Source organism: Dokdonella fugitiva, assembly GCF_014138265.1.
In the GTDB taxonomy this organism is placed as follows: domain Bacteria; phylum Pseudomonadota; class Gammaproteobacteria; order Xanthomonadales; family Rhodanobacteraceae; genus Dokdonella_A; species Dokdonella_A fugitiva_A.
Genome location: NZ_JACGXL010000001.1, coordinates 817319 through 840502 on the forward strand (window position 1 = coordinate 817319; position 23184 = coordinate 840502).

24 protein-coding genes are annotated in these 23184 nt (G+C 69.2%); 14 read left to right on the forward strand and 10 right to left on the reverse strand.

Annotation, left to right across the window (positions count from 1 at the left end):
* Positions 1 to 11: 11 nt before the first annotated feature.
* The gene (locus FHW12_RS03735) at positions 12 to 443 is read right to left on the reverse strand and encodes an RNA-binding S4 domain-containing protein (RefSeq protein ID WP_182529626.1); all 432 of its coding nucleotides are present in this window, start codon (positions 441 to 443) and stop codon (positions 12 to 14) included.
* The gene (gene sugE, locus FHW12_RS03740; protein ID WP_182530128.1) at positions 440 to 769 is read right to left on the reverse strand and encodes a quaternary ammonium compound efflux SMR transporter SugE; all 330 of its coding nucleotides are present in this window, start codon (positions 767 to 769) and stop codon (positions 440 to 442) included. The genes FHW12_RS03735 and sugE overlap by 4 nt, the downstream gene beginning before the upstream one ends.
* A 404-nt stretch (positions 770 to 1173) precedes the next feature.
* Between sugE and FHW12_RS03745 the strand changes: the two genes are divergently transcribed.
* Together FHW12_RS03745 and FHW12_RS03750 are read left to right on the forward strand one after the other, a co-directional pair.
* Positions 1174 to 2487 carry a DEAD/DEAH box helicase gene (locus FHW12_RS03745; protein WP_182529627.1) on the forward strand — a complete coding sequence of 438 codons (1314 nt, stop codon included), beginning with the start codon at positions 1174 to 1176 and terminating at the stop codon, positions 2485 to 2487.
* Entirely contained in the window at positions 2484 to 2711 is a 228-nt protein-coding gene (locus FHW12_RS03750; protein WP_182529628.1) for a hypothetical protein, read from the forward strand. The genes FHW12_RS03745 and FHW12_RS03750 overlap by 4 nt, the downstream gene beginning before the upstream one ends.
* Positions 2712 to 2726: 15 nt before the next feature.
* On the opposite strand, the gene FHW12_RS03755 is transcribed toward FHW12_RS03750, so the two are convergent.
* From FHW12_RS03755 to FHW12_RS03770, 4 genes are all read right to left on the reverse strand, one after another.
* A complete protein-coding gene (locus FHW12_RS03755) occupies positions 2727 to 3332 on the reverse strand; it encodes a hypothetical protein (RefSeq protein WP_182529629.1) in 606 nt (201 codons plus the stop codon).
* Positions 3333 to 3403: 71 nt separating this feature from the next.
* Positions 3404 to 3871, reverse strand: a complete 468-nt coding sequence (locus FHW12_RS03760; RefSeq protein WP_182529630.1) for an MgtC/SapB family protein — start codon at positions 3869 to 3871, stop codon at positions 3404 to 3406.
* A gap of 66 nt (positions 3872 to 3937) precedes the next feature.
* Positions 3938 to 5188 carry a winged helix-turn-helix domain-containing protein gene (locus FHW12_RS03765; protein ID WP_310735127.1) on the reverse strand — a complete coding sequence of 417 codons (1251 nt, stop codon included), beginning with the start codon at positions 5186 to 5188 and terminating at the stop codon, positions 3938 to 3940.
* A 25-nt stretch (positions 5189 to 5213) separates the two neighbouring features.
* The gene (locus FHW12_RS03770) at positions 5214 to 7142 is read right to left on the reverse strand and encodes a M61 family metallopeptidase (protein ID WP_182529631.1); all 1929 of its coding nucleotides are present in this window, start codon (positions 7140 to 7142) and stop codon (positions 5214 to 5216) included.
* A 193-nt stretch (positions 7143 to 7335) separates the two neighbouring features.
* Here FHW12_RS03770 and FHW12_RS03775 point away from each other — a divergent pair, with 193 nt between their 5' ends.
* Positions 7336 to 10062: a WD40/YVTN/BNR-like repeat-containing protein gene (locus FHW12_RS03775; RefSeq protein ID WP_182529632.1), complete on the forward strand. Its 2727-nt coding sequence runs from the start codon at positions 7336 to 7338 to the stop codon at positions 10060 to 10062.
* A gap of 101 nt (positions 10063 to 10163) precedes the next feature.
* Complete coding sequence (locus FHW12_RS03780) at positions 10164 to 11411, forward strand: polyhydroxyalkanoate depolymerase (protein WP_182529633.1); 1248 nt, start codon at positions 10164 to 10166, stop codon at positions 11409 to 11411.
* A 72-nt stretch (positions 11412 to 11483) separates the two neighbouring features.
* On the opposite strand, the gene FHW12_RS03785 is transcribed toward FHW12_RS03780, so the two are convergent.
* On the reverse strand, positions 11484 to 11897 hold the full coding sequence (locus tag FHW12_RS03785) for a DoxX family protein (protein WP_182529634.1): 414 nt from the start codon (positions 11895 to 11897) through the stop codon (positions 11484 to 11486).
* A gap of 128 nt (positions 11898 to 12025) precedes the next feature.
* On the opposite strand from FHW12_RS03785, the gene FHW12_RS03790 reads away from it, so the two are divergent.
* The gene (locus FHW12_RS03790) at positions 12026 to 12955 is read left to right on the forward strand and encodes a peptidylprolyl isomerase (RefSeq protein ID WP_182529635.1); all 930 of its coding nucleotides are present in this window, start codon (positions 12026 to 12028) and stop codon (positions 12953 to 12955) included.
* A gap of 108 nt (positions 12956 to 13063) precedes the next feature.
* On the opposite strand, the gene ypfJ is transcribed toward FHW12_RS03790, so the two are convergent.
* Together ypfJ and FHW12_RS03800 are read right to left on the reverse strand one after the other, a co-directional pair.
* Positions 13064 to 13939: a KPN_02809 family neutral zinc metallopeptidase gene (ypfJ, locus tag FHW12_RS03795; protein WP_182529636.1), complete on the reverse strand. Its 876-nt coding sequence runs from the start codon at positions 13937 to 13939 to the stop codon at positions 13064 to 13066.
* Between the two features lie 158 nt (positions 13940 to 14097).
* Positions 14098 to 14832, reverse strand: coding sequence for a MerR family transcriptional regulator (locus tag FHW12_RS03800; RefSeq protein ID WP_182529637.1), 735 nt, complete (start codon positions 14830 to 14832; stop codon positions 14098 to 14100).
* Positions 14833 to 14997: 165 nt separating this feature from the next.
* Here FHW12_RS03800 and FHW12_RS03805 point away from each other — a divergent pair, with 165 nt between their 5' ends.
* The 9 genes from FHW12_RS03805 (at position 14998) to phoU (ending at position 22084) form a co-directional block, all read left to right on the forward strand.
* Positions 14998 to 15690: an HvfX family Cu-binding RiPP maturation protein gene (locus FHW12_RS03805; RefSeq protein WP_182529638.1), complete on the forward strand. Its 693-nt coding sequence runs from the start codon at positions 14998 to 15000 to the stop codon at positions 15688 to 15690.
* 58 nt (positions 15691 to 15748) lie between these two features.
* Entirely contained in the window at positions 15749 to 16399 is a 651-nt protein-coding gene (gene rnt / locus FHW12_RS03810; protein WP_182529639.1) for a ribonuclease T, read from the forward strand.
* A 36-nt stretch (positions 16400 to 16435) separates the two neighbouring features.
* Positions 16436 to 16879, forward strand: a complete 444-nt coding sequence (locus FHW12_RS03815) for a hypothetical protein (protein ID WP_182529640.1) — start codon at positions 16436 to 16438, stop codon at positions 16877 to 16879.
* A gap of 104 nt (positions 16880 to 16983) precedes the next feature.
* Positions 16984 to 17268 (forward strand): FmdB family zinc ribbon protein, encoded by a 285-nt coding sequence (locus FHW12_RS03820; RefSeq protein ID WP_182529641.1) that lies wholly within the window; start codon positions 16984 to 16986, stop codon positions 17266 to 17268.
* 203 nt (positions 17269 to 17471) lie between these two features.
* Entirely contained in the window at positions 17472 to 18494 is a 1023-nt protein-coding gene (pstS, locus tag FHW12_RS03825) for a phosphate ABC transporter substrate-binding protein PstS (protein WP_182529642.1), read from the forward strand.
* A gap of 130 nt (positions 18495 to 18624) precedes the next feature.
* Complete coding sequence (gene pstC, locus FHW12_RS03830) at positions 18625 to 19623, forward strand: phosphate ABC transporter permease subunit PstC (RefSeq protein ID WP_182529643.1); 999 nt, start codon at positions 18625 to 18627, stop codon at positions 19621 to 19623.
* Positions 19620 to 20492, forward strand: coding sequence for a phosphate ABC transporter permease PstA (pstA, locus tag FHW12_RS03835; RefSeq protein ID WP_310735128.1), 873 nt, complete (start codon positions 19620 to 19622; stop codon positions 20490 to 20492). Before pstC ends, pstA begins: the two co-directional genes overlap by 4 nt.
* Positions 20485 to 21309: a phosphate ABC transporter ATP-binding protein PstB gene (pstB, locus tag FHW12_RS03840; protein ID WP_182529644.1), complete on the forward strand. Its 825-nt coding sequence runs from the start codon at positions 20485 to 20487 to the stop codon at positions 21307 to 21309. Before pstA ends, pstB begins: the two co-directional genes overlap by 8 nt.
* Before the next feature lie 46 nt (positions 21310 to 21355).
* Positions 21356 to 22084, forward strand: coding sequence for a phosphate signaling complex protein PhoU (gene phoU / locus FHW12_RS03845; RefSeq protein WP_182529645.1), 729 nt, complete (start codon positions 21356 to 21358; stop codon positions 22082 to 22084).
* A 3-nt stretch (positions 22085 to 22087) separates the two neighbouring features.
* Here the strand turns inward: phoU and selD are convergent, their stop codons facing one another.
* On the reverse strand, positions 22088 to 23140 hold the full coding sequence (gene selD, locus FHW12_RS03850; RefSeq protein ID WP_310735129.1) for a selenide, water dikinase SelD: 1053 nt from the start codon (positions 23138 to 23140) through the stop codon (positions 22088 to 22090).
* Positions 23141 to 23184 lie beyond the last annotated feature (44 nt).

Sequence of the window (23184 nt, forward strand, 5' to 3'; positions counted from 1 at the left end):
GGCGCGACGCGCTACAGCGCGTCGATGTCGCCGAGTGCGCGGATCAACCGCCGCGCACGCTTGTCGGGCTTGCTCGGCGGCTTCGCATAACCGGCGCCGGTGAGCCGGCGCTGTTCGGCGGCGGCGAGGCGCGCAGCGCGACCGGATTCCGTTTCACCGTACAACCGTTGCGCCACGCTTGCCGGGCCGCGTGTTTCGCCGAGGCCGAGCACGTCGACTTCGTAGCGCTCCTCGCCGCGCGCGATGCGCAAGCGGTCGCCGACGTGCACGAGGCGCGCCGGGCGCGCGCTGCCTTCGGCGAGTTCGACCTTGCCGCCCTCGATCGCCTGCTTGGCGAGCGAACGCGTCTTGAAGAAACGCGCCGCCCACAACCAGACGTCGAGGCGGACGCCTGCCCGCGAATCGCCGCTCGCCGCGGCCCGGCTCGCACCCGCCTTCGTCACGCCTGGCCCGCTCCGCCGAGCCACTTGAGGCCGACCACGCCGGCCAGGATCAGCGCGATGCAGGCGAGCCGGGCGAGGTCGCGCGATTCGCCGAACAGGACCATGCCGAGGATCACCGTGCCGACCGCGCCGATGCCCGTCCACACCGCGTACGCGGTGCCGAGCGGGATCTCGCGCATCGCGAGTGCGAGGAAATAGAAACTCACGACCATGCCGGCGATCGTCACCAGCGTCGGCAACGGGCGCGAGAAGCCGTCGGTGTACTTGAGGCCGACCGCCCACGCGATCTCGGCGAGACCGGCGAGCAGCAGGTAGAGCCAGGGCAACGACATGGAAGCGGTACCGCGAAGCGGAATACGTCGGACGAGCCTAGGCCGGGCACGCCGGCGGGTCAACGCGCGAAACTGAACCCCGTGCATCCCCATCACGGCGAAGGGTGGCCGAAACGAGGCGCTTCGTGTATGGTGCGCGCGGTCTGTTGCGCCGCTACGCGGTTTTCCCTCTGGAACGCATCCGATCGCCGCCCCAAGGCAGCGTTTCGCGTTCCGCACCGATCGGCTTCGTCGCCTCATTCCGGAATCGCCGGCCATCCGGGCCGCCCGATCCGCCATCTTCGCATCTTCAGCGCGGTTTCTTGGGAACGCTGGATGCTGCTCGGTCTTCCGCTCGTTCTCGACGGAAACGCCGGCACGGCGCACCCGTGCGCCGACTCTTCACCAGGAGTTTGCAAATGTCTTTCGAAACCCTCGGGCTTGCGCCTGCGCTGCTGCGCGCGCTCGCCGAACAAGGCTATACCGCGCCCACGCCGATCCAGGCCGCGGCGATTCCACCCGCGCTGGAAGGCCGCGACCTGCTCGCCGGCGCGCAGACCGGCACCGGCAAGACCGCCGCGTTCTCGCTGCCGCTGCTCGACCGCCTGTACGCGGGCGAACGCAAGCCGGCCGCGCCGAAGGCGCCGCGTGCGCTCGTGCTGACTCCGACGCGCGAACTCGCCGCACAGGTGCACGAGAGCGTGCGTGCGTACGGCAAGCACCTCGGCGTGCGCGCGACGACGATCTTCGGCGGCGTCGGCATGCAGCCGCAGGTCGAAGCGCTGCGTCGCGGCGTCGAGATCCTCGTCGCAACGCCCGGGCGCCTGCTCGACCATATCCAGCAGCGCAGCGTGAACCTCTCGCACATCGAGGTGCTCATCCTCGATGAGGCGGACCGCATGCTCGACATGGGCTTCCTGCCGTCGATCAAGCGCATCCTCGGTCACCTGCCGAAGCAGAACCGCGTCACTTGGCTGTTCTCGGCCACGTTCGCGCCGGAGATCAAGGCACTCGCCGCCGAGTTCATGCGCGAACCGGTGGAGATCCAGATCGCCAAGCCGAACAGCGTCGCCGCGACGGTCACGCACCGCGTGCATCCGGTCGACGCGTCCAAGAAGCGCGACCTGCTGCTGCACCTGCTGCACAACGACGCGCGCCAGACGCTCGTGTTCGGCCGCACAAAGCACGGCGCCGACAAACTCGCGCGCGTGCTCGAGCAGGCCGGTCTGCGCGCCGCGGCGATTCACGGCAACAAGAGTCAGAACCAGCGCACGCGCGCGCTGAAGGACTTCAAGAGCGGCAAGATCGCCGTGCTCGTCGCGACCGACATCGCCGCGCGCGGGCTCGACATCGACCAGCTGCCGATGGTGATCAACTTCGACCTGCCGATGGTGGCCGAGGACTACGTGCACCGCATCGGCCGCACCGGCCGCGCCGGTGCCGAAGGCCTCGCGATCTCGCTCGTCTCGCACGAGGAAGACGGCCTGCTGCGCGACATCCGCCGCCTGCTCAAGCAGGACATCGCGGTCGAGGCGGTGGCCGGCTTCGAGCCGTCGCACCCGCTGCGCCTCGACGATTCGGCGCGTTCGCGGCCACAGCAGAACCAGCGCCCGCCGCAGCGCCACGCGCGTCGCCCGCATGTCGGCAACAACGGCGGCGGCAATGCGCATCCGGGGGCGCGCAACCGCAAGCCGCAGCGCGGCGGCGGCCAGCGCAACTCGCGTCCGGCATGACCGACGGCCGCGCCGGGCGTTGCGTCGCCCGGCGCGGCTGGTACGCTCCCGCGGTCCGGTACGGGAGCATCCAAATGGGCGGGATGCGGTGGTTCGCCCTCCTCGTCAGCCTGTTCGCCGACCGCCGCCGATCGGAGGCCTTCGACGGCCTGCCGGATGGCGCCGCGGTCGCGCTCGATTCGGATTTCGACCTGCTCAGCGACGTGGTCGGCAAGATGCTCTGAACGCCGCCCACTGCTTCAGCGGTGATGCACGACCGCGAAGCACTGCGACAGCGCGACGCCGAGGCGCGTGCGATAACCTTCGGGCATCGCGCGCACCTCGAGCTTCGCCCCGCCCTGCGGCGAATCGACGGTCAGCCACAGCTGCTGGCCACCGTCGTTGATCCAGCGCCGCAGCAGGCGCGCGAGGTCGGATTCCTTGTTCGAGCGGCGCGAACTCGCGAGCAGGAAGCCGTCGCCGTCGACGCCGCGCCAGCCCGAGATCGGGCTCGCGACATCCATCGCATTCGGCCCGAGCATCGACCATTTCGCGAGCACCTTCGTCTCGCCGATGCCGTCCGGCCCTTCGAACGCGTCGAGCGGGAATCCCGCGACCGATTCCGGCGCAGGCAGGATCACGGCGACCTGCAATGCGCCGCCCTTACCGGTCGTGCAACTGAATTCGATCTTCGCGTCGGCGAGCGACGTGTCGCCCACACGCGCCTGCGCGGGCATGCGCACGAGGCCGCGTGCGGTCGACGCCGTCGCGGCTTTCGGCGGTGCCGGCGCGTTCGGCGGCTCCTTCGCCGATACGACGGAAAGCCCGGTGAGCAAGGCGAACGGCAGGCAGCGGGCGAAGCGCATCGGAACCTCCGGCGTCACGGACAGGTGCAAGCCATGCTAGCGGCTCGTCGTGCCGCGTGCATGACGGCGCCTCAAGGCGGATCGTCGCCGGGCGTGTCGGGGAAACGGCGGCGGAACGCGCGCTCGAGGCCGCCGCCGAACTGCACCGCGAGCGCGCCGAGCACGAAGGCGATCGCCACCGCGACGTAGTGTCCCGCGCCGCATGCGACGCCGATCAGCGCGGTGAGCCAGATCGTCGCCGCGGTCGTGAGCCCGCGCACGCGGCCGTTACCGGCGTCGTGCAGGATCACGCCGGCGCCGAGGAAACCGATGCCGGTGAGCACACCCTGGATCACGCGGCTCAGCGCATCGACATGGGCGAGCTCGCTGCCCGGCGGCAGGATCACGAGCACCATGAGCGCGGTGCCGAGGCTCACGAGCGCGTGCGTGCGCACGCCGGCGGGCTTGTGGTGCAGGTCGCGATTGAGGCCGATCAGCCCGCCGACGACCACCGCGAGACCGAGGCGGATCGCGATCGTGCCGATGTCGTCGACGCCCATCGATATCTCCTGGCGCGCCTTGCGCAGGCGACGATCTTGCGCAGTTCGCCACCGCGCGGCAAGCCGCTACGCGGTCGCGCGGCCGGCGAGCGCGGTGCGCAACAGGGTCCGCAGCGCCTTCGGCTCGCTGCGGCCGAGGCGCACCTGTGGTGTCGCGTGCCAGTCCGCGCAGTCGCCGATCGCATCGGCGAGCGCGCCGGCCAGCGAGTCGTCCGCCTCCACGCCCGGCTCGAGATAGAGCGCCTTGACCTCGAACACGCCGTCGGCACGATGGGCTTTCGCGTCGAGCCGGCCGACGAGTCGGCCGCGATGCAGGATCGGCAGCACGTAGTATCCGTAGCGCCGCTTCGGCGCCGGCACGTAGCATTCGATGCGGTAGTCGAAGCCGAACATCATCGAGGCGCGCTCGCGATCCCAGACGACCGGATCGAACGGCGACAGCAGCACGCTGCGCGTTGCGCGCAGGCGGCCCCGAGCGGCCTGTTCGAGCAGGTCCGCATGCGCCGCATGCACGTAGCCGGGCTTCTCCCAGCCGTCGACTTCGACGCGCAGCAGCTCGCCGGCGTCGACCCAGCGATCGAGCTCGGCATCCTTGAGCTTGCCGCCAGAACGGAAATAGTCGTTGATCCAGCGCGACTGCGTCACGCCGAGCGCGCGCACCGCGCCGAGCACGAACGCACGTCGCATCGTCGCTTCGTCGGCGACGGAGTCCGGCTGCACGAGCAGGCGCGCCTTCGCGCGCACGCGCTCAGCGAGGTCGTACACGCGCTGGAAGTTGTCGCGCCGCGCGATCATGAGTTCGCCGTGCGCGAACAGCGCCTCGAGCCAGCGCTTCTCGTCCTTCCAGCCCCACCAGCCGCCGCCCACCGCGCCGTCCTTGCGCTCGAACTCGGACGCCTTCACCGCGCCGTTCGCGCGGATGTGCTCGAGCAGGCCGGCCATGCCGCTCGCGTGCACGTCGCGCGCGCGGTCGGCGCTCTTCATCGACCAGTGGCCGCGGCGACCCGCGTCGGCGTGGAAGCGATGCAGGTCGTGGTCGACGAACGGCGCGAAACACGCCTCGTGCGCCCAGCACTCGAAGATGCGGCCTTCGGCGAGCAGTTCCTCGAGCCAATGCGGCGCGTAGCGCCCGAGCCGCGAATACAGCACGAGGTACGGGCTGCGCGCGACGACGTGGATCGTGTCGATCTGCAGCACGCGCATGCGCGCGATCGCCGCGAACACGTCGTCCTTGCGCGCGCGCCTGCGCGGCGGCGCGAGCAGACCCTGCGCGGCGAGATGGAGGTTGCGGGCTTGTTGCGCACCGAGTCGTCGCACGAGCGTATCCGCGGTCGAAACGCGCTCAGCGGCGCGCGGCGAAGATCGCGCCGAGGCGATCGGTCGTGCCCGGGATGCGTTCGAGGTGCGGGTATTTCAAGCCGCCGTGATAGTCGACGCGCACGCTGCGATAGTCGTCGCCGTCCTTGACCAGCAACTCGATCGGCGCCGTGCCGTCCCTGGCGGCCTTGACCACGTCGGCGAGGCGTTCGGGCGTGAACGCGCGCGAGTCGACCGCGAGGAGTGTGCCGCGCGCGCCGAGTCCGGCCTTGAACGCAGGACCGTTCCAGCGCACATCGCCGATGCGGCCATCCTTGGTGCTGACGACGATGCCGAGCGACGCCGACAGGTCGATCGACTTCCGCGCGGCATCGGCGCTGCGCTGGTACGCGCTCGGCTTGTCCGTGTAGACGAGCTTCCAGCCGCTCGCGGCGAGGCCGTCGAGCGGCGGTGCGTTCGCCTCGACGTGCGCGCGCAGGAACGCGTCCCAGTCGAACGGCGCGATCGCCGCGAGCGCGGCGACGACGTCGGCTCGCGTGTAGGTCTTCACGCTCCAGCGGCCGTCGTCGACGCCGAAGAACGCGCGCGCGAAGTCGTCGAGTGAATGCCGCTCGTGGCTGAGCTCGCGCAGCTTCGCGTCGACCGCGAGCCAGGTGAGCAGGCCGGCGTTGTAGTAGTCCTCGCTCATCTGCCAGCTGCGGTACGGCAACGGGCGGCGCGCGGCGACGATCGGGTCGTTGGTCGTGTCCTGCACGTCGCGCCAGCCGAAGCCCGGGCGGTTGTCGGCATAGGTCTGCGCGACGAGCGCGAGCGCGTCGCGCGCCTGCTCCTCGCTCCACAGGCCCGAGCGCGCCGAGAGCACGTGCCCCCAGTACTGCGTCTGGCCTTCGTAGACCCACAACAGGCTGCCCTGCATCGGCGTATTGAAATTCGCCGTCGCGAGATCGGCGGGCCGGCGGAACTTGCCGTTCCAAGAATGCGTGAATTCGTGCGGCAGCAGGCTGCGCTCGTGCGCCTGCTTGTCCCAGTCGGTGAAGTACGCGGGATCGGCGCTGTTCTCGCTCGAGCGATGATGCTCGAGGCCGATGCCGCCGAGCTCGTCGCTCAGCGCGAGCAGGAAGTCGTAGTGGTCGTAGTGCTGCGAGCCGTACAGCTTGCGCGCCTGCTCGACCAGCGCCTGGTGCGCGCGGATCTGCTCCGGCTTCGATTCGAGGTCCTTCGCGTCGTCGGCGACGAGGTCGAGGAACACCGGTGCCTTCGCACCGGGCGCGAGATCGACGCGCTTGAAGTGACGCCCCGCGTACAGCGGCGAATCCACCAGCGTGTCCAGCGGTACCGGCGCGAAGCGCACGCTGCCGTCCGCGGCGGTCGTGTTCGGCGCCTGCCCCGGCGCGACGTCGAGCGCTCCGGCGAAGCGCCAGCCCGAAGGAAGCCGCACGCCCGCATCGACCATGACGCCGCGCGCCTCGACGCCGGCCGGGTACAGCACGACGGTTTCCCACTGCAGGTTGAGCATCGCCGGCGTCACGACCACGCGTCCCTGTACACCGTCCTGCGGCGTGAGGAACTCGAATTCGACGTCGAGGCGGGTCGCGCCCGCGGGCACGTCGAGCTGGAAGGCGTAGACGTCGAGCGGATCGCGCTTCCAGGCGAGCGGCTGCCCGTTCGCGCTGAAGCGCAGGCCGGCGAGCTTGTCGATCGGGCCGCGCGGCGCATGCTTGCCGGGCAGCCATTCCGGATACAGCAGGGTCAGCGGCCCCGGCGACACCGGAAGCTGCTCGCGCACGCGGAAGATGCGGTGGTCGATGTCGGTCGCGTCGACGTCGAGCCTGATCGTGCCGGGCCAGCTCGCGGCGAGCGGCGGGCCCGCGTCCGCGGCGAACGCGCAGCACGCAGCGGCGAAGGTGAACGTGGCGGCGATGGCGACGTGGGCGGCGCGGCGCGATGACGGCATGCAGGATCCGGTGGTGCGCGGCGGGCGCCGCGGCGGACGCCGATTGTGGCATGGCCCGTCCGCGACGTGCCGACCCTGGCCGGCTCGGCCCGCGGCGTGCGTCGCCGATCCTGCTCGCTTCGGCGCATGCGCGCTTGCCACCTACGAAGCACTTCGTTAAAAATCACGCAGTCGGGGACTCGAGGCTGCCAGGATGAACAGGCTCGCCGCAGGTGTCGTCATCGCGCTCGTCGCGACGCTCGGCGTCGCATGGAAGCTTCCACTGCGTCCCGACGCGCCGCATCGCCGCTCCGCCCATGCGTCGATGCGCGAACGTGTCGAACGCGAGGCCGACGCTCCGGGCGAGACGCCGTACTGGGAATGGCGGCTCGCCTATCCGACCGGTCGTTTCAGCGCGCGCTGGTACCTCGACGCGCAATCGAGCCACGCGCGGATGCGCAAGGCGATGCCACTGGCCGCGCCGCGCGGCGCGGCGACGGCCGGCGTGCTGCCCGCGGATCGCGCGACCGCGCTCGGACCCGCACCGCTCGCCAATCCCAACTACGGCTTCGTCGCGGGTCGCATCACCGCGATCCTCACGCATCCGGCCGAACCCGCGGTCGCCTGGTTCGGCTCGGACGGTGGCGGAGTCTGGAAGACGACCAACTGCTGCAGCGCCGACACGACCTGGGCACCGAAGACGGATGCCGTCGGCATCGCCGACATCGCGATCGGCGCACTCGCGCTCGATCCGACCGATCCCAAGGTCGTCTACGCGGGCACCGGTGACTTCCGCCGCAATCGCCCGTTCGTGTTCGGCGCGGGTGGCCTGCTCAAGAGCACGGACGGTGGCGAGACGTGGCAGGTGCTCGCGAGCGACGTCTTCACGCCCGCCTACGAGCAGCCGGTAGGCGCGTTCCCGCAATACCGCGCGATGAGCGCGATCGTCGTCGACCGCCACGATCCCGCGCGCGTCGTGGTCGGCACGAACCAGGGGCTCTGGTTCAGCCACGACGGCGGTGCGCATTTCGACGGCCCATGCACGACGAACGCATGGACGAGCCAGCGCCAGGACGTGACGGGCATGGTCGCGATCGACGACGGCAACCGCACCGACCTGCTCGTCGCGATCGGCGCGATCGGCCGCGCGTCCGACGTGCGCACCGACCTGCGCGAGAACGGCGCCAACGGCGTGTACCGCGCGCCGATGCCCGCGAGCGGCTGCGCGAGCGGCTGGTCGTTGTTGTCGCGCGCGGACAACGGCTGGCCGGCCGGCAGCGGCAGCGGCGCGCCGTCGTACGCGAATGGCGGCAATCCGCTCGGAAGGCTCGACCTCGCCGTCGCCCCCGGCCATCCCGACACCGTCTACGTGCAGGCGATGGGCATGGGCGTGTTCCGCAGCCGCGACGGCGGCGCGACGTGGACGAACAGCGCGGTACCACCCGCCGACTTCGCCAGCGGCTGCGTCCACGACGCCTACGCCAACGGCATGCTGTTCGAGGACTACAACGCGGGCCTGCTCGTCGATCCGACCGACGCGGACACGCTGTTCCTGAGTTCGACCGACGTCTGGCGCTCGACCGACGGCGCCGACACCTTCGTCGACCTCACCTGCGGCTACGACGAGACCGCGCCCGACCATCCCGGCACCGTGCACGTCGACAACCACGTGCGCGCGTTCGTCGGCAACGATCCCGACCGCCTGCTGATCGGCAACGATGGCGGGGTCTACTACAGCGGCGACGCGCGCGCGGCGCGCCCGACCTTCATCGCGATGAACGGCGGCACGAACACGATCGAGTTCTACTCGGGCGACATCACCGCGCGCTTCGACGACCCGGCGAGCCCGCTGCGCGGCATCAGCGGCGGAGCGCAGGACAACACGTCGTCGTCGCAGACCTGGTCCGCGGGCGAGACGCCCGCACTTGCGCATTGGGGTACGCGCCTCGACGGCGACGGCACGTACGCGAAGATCGAACCGATCCTCGGCCGGCGCTGGTACTACAGCGCGCAGTTCGGCTTCGTGGCGGCGTCCGTCGACGGCCCCGACGCGCAGGCCGACCAGGTCGTCGCGCCGGAGGACGAGCAGACCGGCGAACTGTGGCGTGGCGATCGCACCGGCTTCCTCATGTACTACGACCTGTACAAGTTCGGCGGCGACGACACCTGCCCGCCGACCACCGGTTGCCAGCGCATGCTCGCGGGCACGTTCCGCGTGTGGGAGTCGCTGAGCGGCGGCCTGCCGAACACGTCGTGGTATCCGACCAGCCCCGATCTCACCAAGCACCTGACCTCGAGTCCGAACCTGTCGATCATCAACCGCGTGCGCTACGCCTATTCCGATCCCGCGCGCGCGCTCGTCGGCACCAACGACGGCAACGTCTGGGCCGGCTCCTCGCTCGGTGGCGGCGCTGCGAACCCGGCGCACTGGATCAACCTCAGCGGCGGCAACGCGGTGCTGCCGAATCGGCCCGTCATGGACGTCACGCACGATCCGGCCAATCCGGACATCGGCTACGCCGCACTCGCCGGCTTCGAGCAGAACACGCCGGCGACGCCCGGCCACGTCTATCGCGTCGACTGCGATCCCGGCTGCAGCGCGTTCCACTGGAGCGATCGCAGCGGCAATCTGCCGAACATCCCGGTCAACGCGATCCTGCTCAATCCGAACGTGCCGGGCCAGGCGTACGCGGGGACCGACTGGGGCCTCTACTACACCGACGACATCCGCGCGAGCACGCCGGACTGGGTCCGCTTCGACGCCGGCCTGCCGTCGGCGATGGTGTGGGACCTCGTCATCGACCGCGGCGCGACGACGCTCGCGATCTTCACGCGTTCGCGCGGCGCCTGGGTCTGGCCGCTGCCGCAGGCGCCGGCTGTTTCCGGCGAACGCGGCCACAGCACGCACGCGCGGCCCGCGCGACCGTCGGCCAATCCCTGAACGTTCCGCTGAACGCGACGCGTCACCGACCTTGACGAACGGCACGCCGTCACGGCGGAGCGGGCTGTTATGATCGGCTGTCCTGTCGAGCCGGATCCGCGATGCTGTATCACCTGCACGAAATCAACCGCACCCTGCTGAACCCGCTGGTCACCTGGTCGGGCGCGGCCGCGCACGCGCTGTCGGCGCCGGACAACTGGCTCTCGCGCATGCCCGGGGTGGACCGCATCGCCGCCGGCTACGAACTGTTCTACCGACTCGGCAAGGACTACGAGAAGCCCGCGTTCGGCATCACCGGCGTGCACGCGCACGGGCGCGATGCGGCCGTGATCGAGGAACGCGCGCTCGAGCTGCCGTTCTGCAACCTGCTGCACTTCAAGCGCTGCAGCGACGATCCGCGCGCGCTGGAACAGCTGCGCGAGGATCCGGTCGTGCTGGTCGTCGCACCGCTGTCGGGACACCACGCGACGCTGTTGCGCGACACCGTGCGCACGCTGCTGCGCGACCACGACGTGTACGTCACCGATTGGGTCGACGCGCGCATGGTGCCGCTCGACAAGGGGCCGTTCGGCCTCGACGACTACATCGCCTACGTGCGCCGCTTCATCGGCCACCTCGGCGCCGAGCGCCTGCACGTGATGTCGGTGTGCCAGCCGACCGTGCCGGTGCTCGCCGCGGTGTCGCTGATGGCGTCCGCGGGAGAAACCACCCCGCTCACGCTGACGATGATGGGCGGACCGATCGACCCGCGCCGCTGCCCGACCCAAGTCAACGATCTCGCGACGCACAAGCCGTACGCGTGGTTCGAGACCAACGTCGTGTTCGACGTGCCGCCGAACTATCCGGGCAAGGGCCGCCGCGTCTATCCGGGTTTCCTGCAGCACGCCGGCTTCGTCGCGATGAACCCGAGCCGCCACTTCAATGCACATTGGGACTTCTACCGGGACCTGCTGCGCGGCGACCTCGAGGATGCCGCGGCGCATCGCCGCTTCTACGACGAGTACAACGCCGTGCTCGACCTGCCGGCCGAGTTCTACCTCGACACGATCCGCATCGTGTTCCAGGAACACTGCCTGCCGCTCGGCACGTGGCACGTCGACGGAGAGCGCGTCGCACCCGAGGCGATCCGCCGTTCCGCGCTGCTCACGATCGAAGGCGAACTCGACGACATCTCCGGCCTCGGCCAGACGCGCGCAGCGCACGACCTCTGCACCGGAATCCCGGCGAAGAACCACGCCCATCTCGAAGTGAAGGGCGCCGGCCACTACGGCATCTTCAGCGGACGCCGCTGGCGCGACGTGGTCTACCCGGACGTGCGCGACTTCATCCGCCGCTTCCACCGCGCGTGACATCGTGGGCGGGTGACGCGCACCACCCGGCATGGGCCCCTACAAGCCCATGCCGCCACGGTCGATCGCCGACTAGCGCCTCGTGAGCGAGTAGCGCCCGGCTCCGGTAATCGCGAGCAGCAGCAGGCCGCCCATGATCGACATGTTCTTGAGGAAATGGACCTGGTTGAGCGAGCGCTCGGCCGCCTCCATCGTCCAGAACGGATGGCCGATGATCGCCGTTCCCGCGACGAACACCATCAGCACGAGCGCCAGCAACCGCACCTGGAAGCCGAACAGCACGGCGACGCCGACCGCGAATTCCATGATCGTCGCGATCGTCGCCGACACCGCCGGCATCGGCGCGTGCACGTACTCCATGTAGTGCACGGTACCGTCGAAGTCGATCAGCTTGCCGAAGCCGGAAATGATGAAAAGCGCCATCAACAGGATGCGCGCGACCAGAATCAGCGCATCGCGGTATCGTTCGATTAAACGGTCGATCATGACACCCCTCCCCGCATGGAACCGTGGCGACACCATCATACGGCAGCCGTCCGCCGGCAGGTGCTGCGGGTGTTCCGGAATCGCTGGGCGCGTTCGCGTAGACTGAAGCGTTCCTCGAGGAGCCGCCCATGCCCGCCACGATCCGTCGCCTTGCCGTCGCCGTCGCACTCGCCTGCACACCCGCGCTCGCACTCGCGCAGGCACCCGCGAAGGGGCGGACGATGCAGCAGGTGATCGAGGCGTCGACGCCCGCCGACTGGCGCGCGCTCGATCCGCAGGACACGCTCTACCTCGACCTCGCCGGCGGACGCGTGGTGATCGAGCTCGCGCCGGGCTACGCGCCGCTGCACGCGGCGAACCTGCGCACGATGGCGCACGAGCACTATTTCGACGGGCTCGCGATCCTGCGCGTGCAGGACAACTTCGTGACGCAATGGGGCGATCCGGACGCGGAAGACAAGGACAAGGCACGCGCGTTCGGCAAGGCCTCGCGCACGCTCGCGCCGGAGTTCGAGCGCGCCATCGCGAAGGACCTGCCGTTCACCCGCCTGCCGGACGGGGACGTCTACGCGTCCGAAGTCGGCTTCAGCGACGGCATGCCGGTCGCGCGCGACCCGAGGGCGGGCAAGACCTGGCTCGCGCACTGCTACGGCATGGTCGGCGCGGGCCGCGACAACGGCGTCGACACCGGCAGCGGCGCCGAACTCTACGTCGTGATCGGCCAGGAGCCGCGCCAGCTCGACCGCAACATCGCGCTCGTCGGCCGCGTCGTGCAAGGCATGGAGCTGCTCGCGAGCCTGCCGCGCGGCACCGGCGCGCTCGGCTTCTACGAGAAGCCCGAGCAACGCATGTCGATCAGGTCGGTGCGCCTCGCCGCCGACGTGCCCGAGGCCGAACGCACGCCGCTCGAATTGCTGCGCACCGACACGCCGACGTTCAGCGCGCTCGTCGAGTCGCGACGCAACCGCCGCGACGACTGGTACAAGGTGCCCGCGGGGAAGATCGGGCTCTGCAATGTACCGCTGCCGGTGCGCAAGCCGGCGACGCCCGCGCATTGATGCGTCTGCTCCTGTGGGAGCGGCGGAAGCCGCGATGCTCCCGGCCTTCCGGCAAGGAGCGCCTCGCAGCTTCCGCCGCCCCCACACGGAAAAGCAGCTCGCCCGCGGTCAGAGCTGCGTGGCGGCGAACGTGTCGCAGCTCTTGAGCTCGCCCGACGAGAAGCCAGTGCGGAACCAGCGCACGCGCTCGGCGGAACTGCCGTGCGTGAACGAGTCCGGCACGACATAGCCGCGCGCCTGACGTTGCAAGGTGTCGTCTCCGATCTGGTTCGCCGCATTGAGCGCAGCCTCGACGTCGCCCTGCTCGAGCCAGTTGAGCTTCTGCTGCGCGTGGTTCGCCCACACGCCGGCGAAGCAGTCGGCCTGCAGTTCCTGGCGCACCGACAGGCCGTCCGCGCCCTGCATCGGCTGGCCGCCCTGCGCCGCGCGCTCGACCTGGTCCATCACGCCGACGAGGTTCTGGATGTGGTGCCCGACCTCGTGCGCGATCACGTACGCGCGCGCGAAATCTCCGGCCGCGTGGAAGCGCTGCTGCATCTCCTGGAAGAAGTCGAGGTCGAGGTAGACCTGGCGATCGCCGGGGCAATAGAACGGACCCATCGCCGCGGACGCCGCACCGCAGGCGGACTGCACCGCACCGTGGAACAGCACGAGGCGCGGCGCCGGATATTGCTTGCCGCTCGCGCGGAACATGTCGCCCCAGACGTCCTCGGTGCTGCCGAGCACGGCCCGCACGAAGTCCGTCTGCGCGTCGTTGCCGGCCGGGGCGACCTGCTGCTGCGCGGTACCGCCGTCGTCGCCGACGCCGCCACCGATCAGCTGCAGGATCTCCAGCGGATTCTTGTGGAAGATCAGGCTCACGATCACGACGAGGATGATGCCGCCGAGGCCGAGCCCGCGCCCGCCGCCGAACCCGCCGCCGCCACCGCCGCCGCCTTCGTCCTCGACCACGTTGTCGCTGCGCCGCGACTTCTGCCAGAGCATGAGCGTCTCCCTCCTCGCGCCGGAACGGCGACCGGCGCCGACACTACTCTGCCGCCCGCGAACGCCGCAAGCGGCGCAGGCATCCCTGCCGCGCCGTGTTGAGCGATGTTCACGATCGTCGCCGCGGCCACCGCGCGACGGCCGCCCGCGTGCCGCGCTCAGTCCTCGCCGAGCAGGCCGACGGCCTTGCTCGCATATGCAAGCAATACCGGATCGATGCCGGTGCGTGCCTGCATCACCGCGGGCTCGGCGCGGAACATCGCGTTCATCGATTGCAGGATGCCGGCGTCGCCGCCGGTGAACTCGCGCAGCAGCCCGCGCCAGCGTCGCGCGAGCGCGCGCACTTCCGCACTCGCCGGATCCTTGTCGAGCGCGAGCGCGGCCTGCATGCCCGCGATGACCTCGGGCCAGGCGCGCTCGACCTCGCGGATGCGTTCCGCGCCGAGCGCGTCGCCGCGCGCCTTGATCGCCTGCAGCTGTTCGTTGCTGAAATGGTTTTGCATGATCGTCGTGGCCTCGATGCCGTTGAGCAGGGTTTCCGCATCGATCGTCGCGCCGGCGGCAAGCTGGTGAGCGATGCGCTCCAGCCGGCCGAGCAGTTCCTGCTGGCGCACGACCGCTTCCCGCAACCGTTCGATCTGCCGCGCGAGCGCGCCGCCGAGCGACGGTGCGTCGGCGTCGATGCATGCGCGGATGTCCGCCAGCGAGAATCCGAGCGCCTTCAGCGAGACGATGTGCTGCAGGCGCAGCAGTTCCGCTTCGCCGTACAGGCGGTAACCGGCGTCGCTGCGCGAGGCCGGCCGCAACAGGCCGGCGGCTTCGTAGTGGTGCAGCGCACGCACGGTGAGGCCGGTGCGGCGGGCGATCTGGCTGACGGTGTAGCGTGTGGACATCGTTCGTTCCGGTTGCGGCGGGGCGATCGTGCGGCCTCACGCTGCGTGAGGGTCAAGCCCGGGCCGCGTTCGAGCATGCCATGGCTGAAAGCGAATGCGCCGGTGGCCGGTCATTCGCGCGTCGTCCACGCAAGCCGATCCTCATTCCTGCCACTGGAGGCACCGATGAACCCTATCCTTGCGCGCTGCGCGAACACCTGGAGCCGGCTGGTCGCACGCCTTGACGGCGCCGGCAAAACGCTGCCGCCGTTCGTGCTGCGCCTGATCATGGGTTGGGAGTTCTGGGAATCGGGCCTCGAGAAACTGCATGGCGAAAACTGGTTCGCCGACATCCAGCAGCGCTTCCCGTTCCCGTTCGACCAGTTGCCGGCCGGTTTCAGCTGGACGCTGTCGACCTGGACCGAGATCCTCGGCGCGCTGCTGCTCTGGCTCGGCCTCGGCACGCGCGTCGCCGCGTTCGCGCTGCTGTTCGTCACCTTCGTCGCGACCGCCGCCGTGCACTGGCCCGACATGTGGTCGATGTGGAGCGATCTCGCCAAGGGCTACGCGATCAAGGACATGGGCCACGGCAACTTCAAGCTGCCGCTGCTGTTCGCCGTGATGCTGCTGCCGCTCATCTTCGGCGGCGCCGGCAAGTTCAGCCTCGACCATTGGCTCTCGCGGCTGGTCGGCGCGAACGGGCCGCGCGCGGCGATCGATGATCCGCTCGCCTGGTCGCTCGCTGCGGCCGTGCTCGGCGTGCCGTTCCTCATGCTGCTGCCGACGTTCGGCATCGCCCTGCTCGTGCTCGCGCTGCTGCTCGCGATCGCCGGCCGCCGCCGAGCGGTCGCGCCGGAGGGTGCGCTGCGCACGTCCTGAACGCACCGCGGGCGTGGCCGCGGCGGCAGGCGCCGCCGCGCCTTGCTATGCTGCGGCGATGACCAGCAGTTCCCCGTCCGCCACCCGCATGGCGCAACGCTTCCGTGGCTTTCTCCCGGTGATCGTCGATGTCGAGACCGGCGGCTTCGACAGCGAGCGCCATGCCCTGCTCGAGATCGCGGTATCGACGATCCGCATGGACGCGGACGGTGTCGTGCGCGCCGATCCGGTGGTGTCGACGCACGTCGAGCCGTTCGCCGGCTCGCTGCTCGATCCGCGCTCGCTCGAAATCACCGGCATCGACCCGACCCATCCGCTGCGCGGCGCGCTGCCCGAGAAGGAAGCGCTCGATCTCGTATTCCGGCCGATCCGCGTCGCGATGCGCGAGAGCGACTGCCAGCGCGCGATCCTCGTCGGCCACAATGCCGCGTTCGACCTCGCCTTCCTCAACGCGGCGATCCGGCGAACCGACCACAAGCGCAGCCCATTCCATCCCTTCAGCTGTTTCGACACCGTGTCGCTCGCCGGTCTCGCCTACGGCCAGACCGTGCTGAGTCGCGCGGTCGAGGCATCCGGTCGCAGCTGGGATCCGCGCGAGGCGCATTCGGCGGTGTACGACACCGAGCGCACCGCGCAGCTGTTCTGCGACATCGTCAATCGCTGGAGACAGTTCGAAGAATCCGCCCGCGCGATGCCCGCCTTCGCCTGAGCACCCGTTTCCGTTTCCGTCATCGGAGAATCATCCATGCCCATCGCTTCGTCCAGCCGTCGCCGTTTCGTCGCCTTCGCCGCCGCCGCGGCGCTCGCCCTGCCGCTCGTCGCCGTCGCCAAGGATGCGGCGAAGGACGCGGCCAAGGCGAAGGATGCGCCGCAGGCGCTCGCGTTCGCCAAGAACGGGCACGCGACGGCCAAGGGCAAGCTCAAGGGACCGGACGACGTCGTGCGCAACTACACGATCGACCTCAAGAGCGGCGAGAGCTGCACCGTCGCGATCGACGACGGCAAGAGCCGCGTGACCTATTTCAACGTCTTCCCGCCGGGCGCCCAGCAGAAGGAGACGGAGGGTCGTACGCGCACGGACGTCAAGGCGAATGCCGACGGCACCTATACGATCCGCGTGTTCATGACCCAGGGCGCGGCGGTCAAGGGCGCGGCGGCTTCGTATGAACTGACCGTCACGAAGTCCTGAAAGAATCGATCGCGCGCATCGGCCGGAGAAGATCCGGCCGACACGGCAGGCCCAAGCCGGCTCGCTTGATACCGCAGCACCGAGGGCGCATCTTCGATCCTGCCATGCCGATCCACGAATACGTCCCGCTCGAACCACCCGGCTGCGCGCTCTGCTGCTACGGCTTCGAGCGCCTCGAGCGCCTGTCCGACGCCGCCCTCACGCACTGCACGGCCTGCGGCGCGCCGGTCCGGCGTGTGCTCGGCGCACCCGCGATCACCACGGGCGGGGCACACCTGCTGCGTGAAGGCCATCTCGCGAAGAACGGTTTCACGCAGTACCGCAAGGTCGGCAAGGGCCATTACGAAAAGACCACCGGCGATGGCCCGGACACGATCGGCGGCGACTGATTGCAAGAATCCGTCATATTCGAGCCATCGAAGTTTGTGACGCAAATTGCTGAATCATCAGGATATTCGTCCCGGACAGCCTGTCGTCGAACTGTCTGCGAAACCTTTCTGTCACAAATCTCTCATCGTTCTGCAATTGCGCGGGCCTAAAAAGCGCGGCGTCGGCACAAAGCCGGTCCGCCTTTTCATGTGAGGAGTCCCGCGTGTTCAACTCGATCAAGTCCCGCTTCGTCGTCGCCGGTCTCGCCAGCGTGATCGGCGCCGCATCCGCGCAGGCCGCCGACATCACCGGCGCCGGCGCCACGTTCATCTATCCGATCCTGTCGAAGTGGTCGGACAGCTACAACAACGCCACCGGTAACAAGATCAACTACCAGTCGATCGGCTCCGGCGGTGGCATCGCGCAGATCAAGGCCGGCACGGTCATCTTCGGTTCGTCGGACAAGCCGCTCGACCCGAAGGAACTCGACGACGCGGGCCTCGCGCAGTTCCCGTCGGTGATCGGCGGCGTCGTGCCGGTCGTCAACATCGAAGGCGTCGATGCGGGCAAGATCCGCTTCACCGGTCCGCTGCTCGCCGACATCTTCCAGGGCAAGGTCACCAAGTGGAACGATCCGGCGATCGCCCAGATCAACCCGGACGTCAAGCTGGCGGACGGCGCGATCACGGTCGTGCATCGTTCGGACGGTTCGGGCACGACGTTCAACTTCGTCAACTACCTGTCGAAGGTGTCGCCGGAATGGAAGTCGAAGGTCGGTGAAGGCACGGCCGTGTCGTGGCCGATCGGCGTCGGCGGCAAGGGCAACGAAGGCGTCGCCGCGTACGTGAAGCAGATCAAGGGTTCGATCGGCTATGTCGAGCTCGCCTACGCGCTGCAGAACAAGATGACCTACGCCTCGGTGCAGAACGCCGCGGGCCAGTTCGTGCAGCCGAGCCTGACCAGCTTCCAGGCCGCTGCGGCGAGCGCCGACTGGAAGAGCGCGAAGGACTTCTTCCTCGTCATCACGAACGCGCCGGGCGAGAACTCCTGGCCGATCACCGCGACCAACTTCATCCTCGTCTACAAGCAGCCGAAGAACAGCGCCGGCACCAAGGCCGCGCTCGACTTCTTCAAGTGGGCTTACGAGAACGGCGGCAAGCAGGCCGAGGAACTGGACTACGTGCCGCTGCCGAAGGGCCTGACCGAGCAGATCGAGGCCTACTGGCAGGCGCAGGTCAAGCTCTGATCCTTTCGCGCTGATCCTTCCGCGAGGAAGGTGCGGATGGGGATGGCGTTGCGGTCCACGTCACCGCCGACGCCATCCCCTTTCCCGTCCCCACCGCGGGCAAACCTCGACACGCGAACGACCACACATCATGGCCGCCAACAGCAGCGCTATCACCCCGACGATCACCGCCGCGATCGTCGATGCGGACCGCCGCAACGCACGCGATGCGCGCGCCGACGGTGCGTTCCGCTGGATCGTCACCGCGGCCGGCATCTTCGTGCTGCTCGCGCTCGCCGGCGCGGCGCTGTCGATGCTCTGGGGCGGGCGCGAAGCGTTCTCGACGTTCGGCCTCGGCTTCCTCTTCTCGACCGAGTGGGACGCGGTCAACCACCACTTCGGCGCGCTCGTGCCGATCTACGGCACGCTCGTCACCGCGCTCATCGCGATGATCATCGCCGTGCCGGTGAGCTTCGGCATCGCGCTGTTCCTCACCGAAGTCGCGCCGAACTGGATGCGCGGCCCGGTCGGCGCCGCGATCGAACTGCTCGCCGGCATCCCGTCGATCATCTACGGCATGTGGGGCCTGTTCGTGTTCGTGCCGCTGATGGGCGAGTACGTGAGCCCGTGGCTCAACGACCACATCGGCGCGCTGCCGCTGATCGGCCCGCTGTTCACCGGCCCGCCGCTCGGCATAGGCATGCTCACCGCGGGCATCGTGCTCGCGATCATGGTGATCCCGTTCATCTCGTCTGTCATGCGCGAGGTGTTCCTCACCGTGCCGACGCGCCTCAAGGAGTCGGCCTACGCGCTCGGCTCGACCACCACCGAAGTCGTCTGGGACATCGTGCTGCCGTACACGCGCTCGGCGGTCATCGGCGGCATCTTCCTCGGCCTCGGCCGCGCACTCGGCGAGACGATGGCGGTCACCTTCGTGCTCGGCAACGCGCACCAGCTCACCGCGTCGCTGCTGATGCCCGGCAACTCGATCGCCGCGACGATCGCCAACGAATTCACCGAAGCCGATTCGGACATCTACCGCTCGTCGCTGATCGCCCTCGGCTTCCTGCTGTTCATCGTGACCTTCTTCGTCCTCGCGGCGGCGAAACTCATGCTGCGCCGCCTGTCCCGCCAGGAGGGCGCGAAGTGAACGCCTCGACGCACGCGGTGTCCGACCGCCTCTACCGCAACCGACGCATCAAGAACGCGATCGCGCTCGGCCTGTCCGGCCTCGCGACGCTGTTCGGCCTGTTCTGGCTCGTGTGGATCCTCTGGACCACGCTGCGCACCGGCCTCGCGGCGATGAAGCCCAGCCTGTTCACCCAGATGACGCCGCCGCCGGGTTCCGACGGCGGCCTCGCCAATGCGCTGTTCGGCAGCGCGATCATGAGCGTCGGCGCGATCCTGATCGGCACGCCGATCGGCGTCGCCGCGGGCACTTACCTCGCCGAGTACGCGCGCAAACACCCGATCGGCGAGGTGATCCGCTTCGTCAACGACATCCTGCTGTCGGCGCCGTCGATCGTGCTCGGCCTGTTCGTCTACACGCTCGTCGTGCGCACGAGCGGGCATTTCTCGGGCTACGCCGGCGCGCTCTCGCTCGCGCTGATCGTGCTGCCGGTGGTCGTGCGCACGACCGACGAGATGCTCCAGCTCGTGCCGAGCACGATGCGCGAAGCCGCCCTCTCGCTGGGCGTGCCGCAGTGGAAGGTGACGATGCAGGTGCTGTACCGTTCCGCCCTGCCCGGCATCGTCACCGGCGTGCTGCTCGCGCTCGCGCGGATCAGCGGCGAGACCGCGCCGCTGCTGTTCACCGCGCTCAACAACCAGTACTGGACGCACGACCTGTCGCAGCCGATGGCGAGCGTGCCGGTCGTCATCTTCCAGTACGCGATGAGCCCCTACGATTCGTGGCACGCGCTCGCCTGGGCCGGCGCGTTCGTCGTCACCCTGTTCGTGCTGCTGCTCAGTCTCCTCTCCCGCGCGATCCTGCTCCGCAACAAGGCCAGCCATGACTGACGCCCATTTCGCCGTCGCCGCCTCCGCGGCTCCCGCTGCCGCGGCCGCTTCCGCCACCGGTGCGCGCCCGAAGATGGCCGCGCGCAACCTCGACTTCTACTACAACGGCTTTCACGCGTTGAAGAGCGTGAACTTCGAGATCGCCGAGAAGCGCGTGACCGCGCTGATCGGCCCGTCCGGTTGCGGCAAGTCGACCCTGCTGCGCGTGTTCAACCGCATCTACTCGATTTATCCGAAGCTCGAGGCGAAGGGCGAAGTGCTGCTCGACGGCGACAACATCCTCGACCCGCGCTTCCCGCTCAACCGCCTGCGCTCGAAGGTCGGCATGGTGTTCCAGAAGCCGGTGCCGTTCCCGATGTCGATCTACGACAACATCGCCTACGGCATCCGCCACTACGAGAAGCTGCCGAAGAGCGCGATGGATGTGCGCGTCGAGCAGGCGCTCACGCAGGGTGCGCTGTGGGGCGAAGTCAAGGACAAGCTCAAGCAGAGCGCGCTCGGCCTCTCCGGCGGCCAGCAGCAGCGCCTGTGCATCGCGCGCGCGATCGCGCTGCGGCCGGAAGTGATCCTGCTCGACGAGCCGACCTCGGCGCTCGATCCGATCGCGACCGGCAAGATCGAGCAGCTGATCTCGGAACTGAAGAACGACTTCACGATCGCGATCGTCACGCACAACATGCAGCAGGCCGCGCGCTGCTCCGACTACACCGCGTTCATGTATCTCGGCGAGCTGGTCGAGTTCGGCGAAACGGAGACCCTGTTCACCAAGCCGACCAAGACGCAGACCGAGGACTACATTACCGGCCGTTTCGGCTGACCGGCGCGTTCGACGACGCCCGCACAACGATCGACAAGGCAACCGCATGAACGTGACGCCGCAGACCCACGACCACATCGTCAAGAGCTACGACGACGAGCTCAAGCGCTTGACCGGCGAGCTGCAGCGCATGGGCCAGCTCGCCCTCGCCCAGCTCGAGGCCGCCGTCGACGCGGTGATCGCGCGCGACAGCCATGCGGCGTCGAAGATCGTGCACAACGATGCGACGATCGACGCGCTCGAGCACGAAGTCAGCCACGACGTCGTGCGCCTGCTCGCGCTGCGCCAGCCGATGGCGCGCGACCTGCGCGAAATCCTCGCCGCGTTGCGCATCGCCACGGACATCGAGCGCATCGGCGACTACGCCGCCAACGTCGCCAAGCGCTCGATCGTGCTGAACCAGTCGGCGCCGGTGCAACTGGTGACCGCGCTGCCGCGCCTCGCGCGCCTCGCCCAGTCGCTGGTCGAGGACGTGCTCGACGCCTACCGCACCTACGACGCGAACCAGGCCCTGGACGCCTGGGCGCGCGACGAGGAGCTCGACGAGCAATACACCGGCCTGTTCCGCGAGCTGCTCACCTACATGATGGAAGACCCGCGCAACATCACGCCGTGCACGCACCTGCTGTTCATGGCGAAGAACCTCGAGCGCATCGGCGACCACGCGACCAACATCGCCGAGAACGTCTACTTCCTCGTGCACGGCACGCAGATCGCACAGGCGCGGCGCAAGGGCGACACGACCTCGGTGCTGCCCCTCGACGATCCGCGCTGACGATCAGGCGACGGTCACCCCGGCGCCTTCCGCCACTTCGCCGATCACGGCGGCCGCCGCGAAGCCGGCCGCGTGGAACGTGCGCAGCACGTCGTCCGCCGCGACCGGCGCGCACGCGACGAGCAGGCCGCCCGACGTCTGCGGATCGAACAGGATCGCCTGCGCGATCGCGTCGACACCTGCATCGAACGCGATCTCGCCGTCGAATGAGCGCGCGTTGCGCTGCGACGCGCCCGTGACGTAGCCCCCCCGCGCGAGCGCAGCGGTCGCGGCCATCAACGGTACGTCGCGCAAACGCACCGACGCGCGCACGCCGCTGCCGCGGCAGACCTCGATCAGGTGCCCGAGCAGCCCGAAGCCGGTCACGTCGGTGAGCGCGTGCACGCCGTCGAGCGCGGCGAGCGCGGGGCCGACGTCGTTGAGCCGCGTCGTCACCTCGATCATCTCGCGATACGCCGGCGCGTCGAGCGCGTCCTTCTTGAACGCGGCGGAATGGATGCCGACGCCGAGCGGCTTGCCGAGCACGAGCACGTCGCCGGCGCGTGCGCCGCTGTTGCGCTTCATGCGGCGCGGATCGACGAGCCCGATCGCGGCGAGCCCGTAGATCGGCTCGACCGAATCGATGCTGTGACCGCCCGCGACGGGGATGCCCGCACTCGCGCAGACCGCCTCGCCGCCGCGCAGGATCTCGCGGATCGTCTCCGGCGGCAGCACCGTGATCGGCATGCCGACGATCGCGAGCGCGAACAGCGGCGAGCCGCCCATTGCGTAGACGTCGGACAACGCGTTGGTCGCCGCGATGCGGCCGAAATCGTACGGATCATCGACGATCGGCATGAAGAAGTCGGTCGTCGCGACGATCGCGCGCGCATCGTCGAGGCGGTAGACCGCGGCGTCGTCCGACGTCTCCCGCCCGACCAGCAGCGCCGCGTGCACCGGCGGCACCGATTCGCGCAACAGGTCGGCGAGCACACCCGGCGCGATCTTGCAGCCGCAGCCGCCGCCGTGCGACAGCGACGTCAGGCGCGGTTCGGCCCCTACTTTGGTCGATGTCACGGTGCTGCTCCTGTCGCCGCCTTCGAGGCGGTCGTATAGTGCAA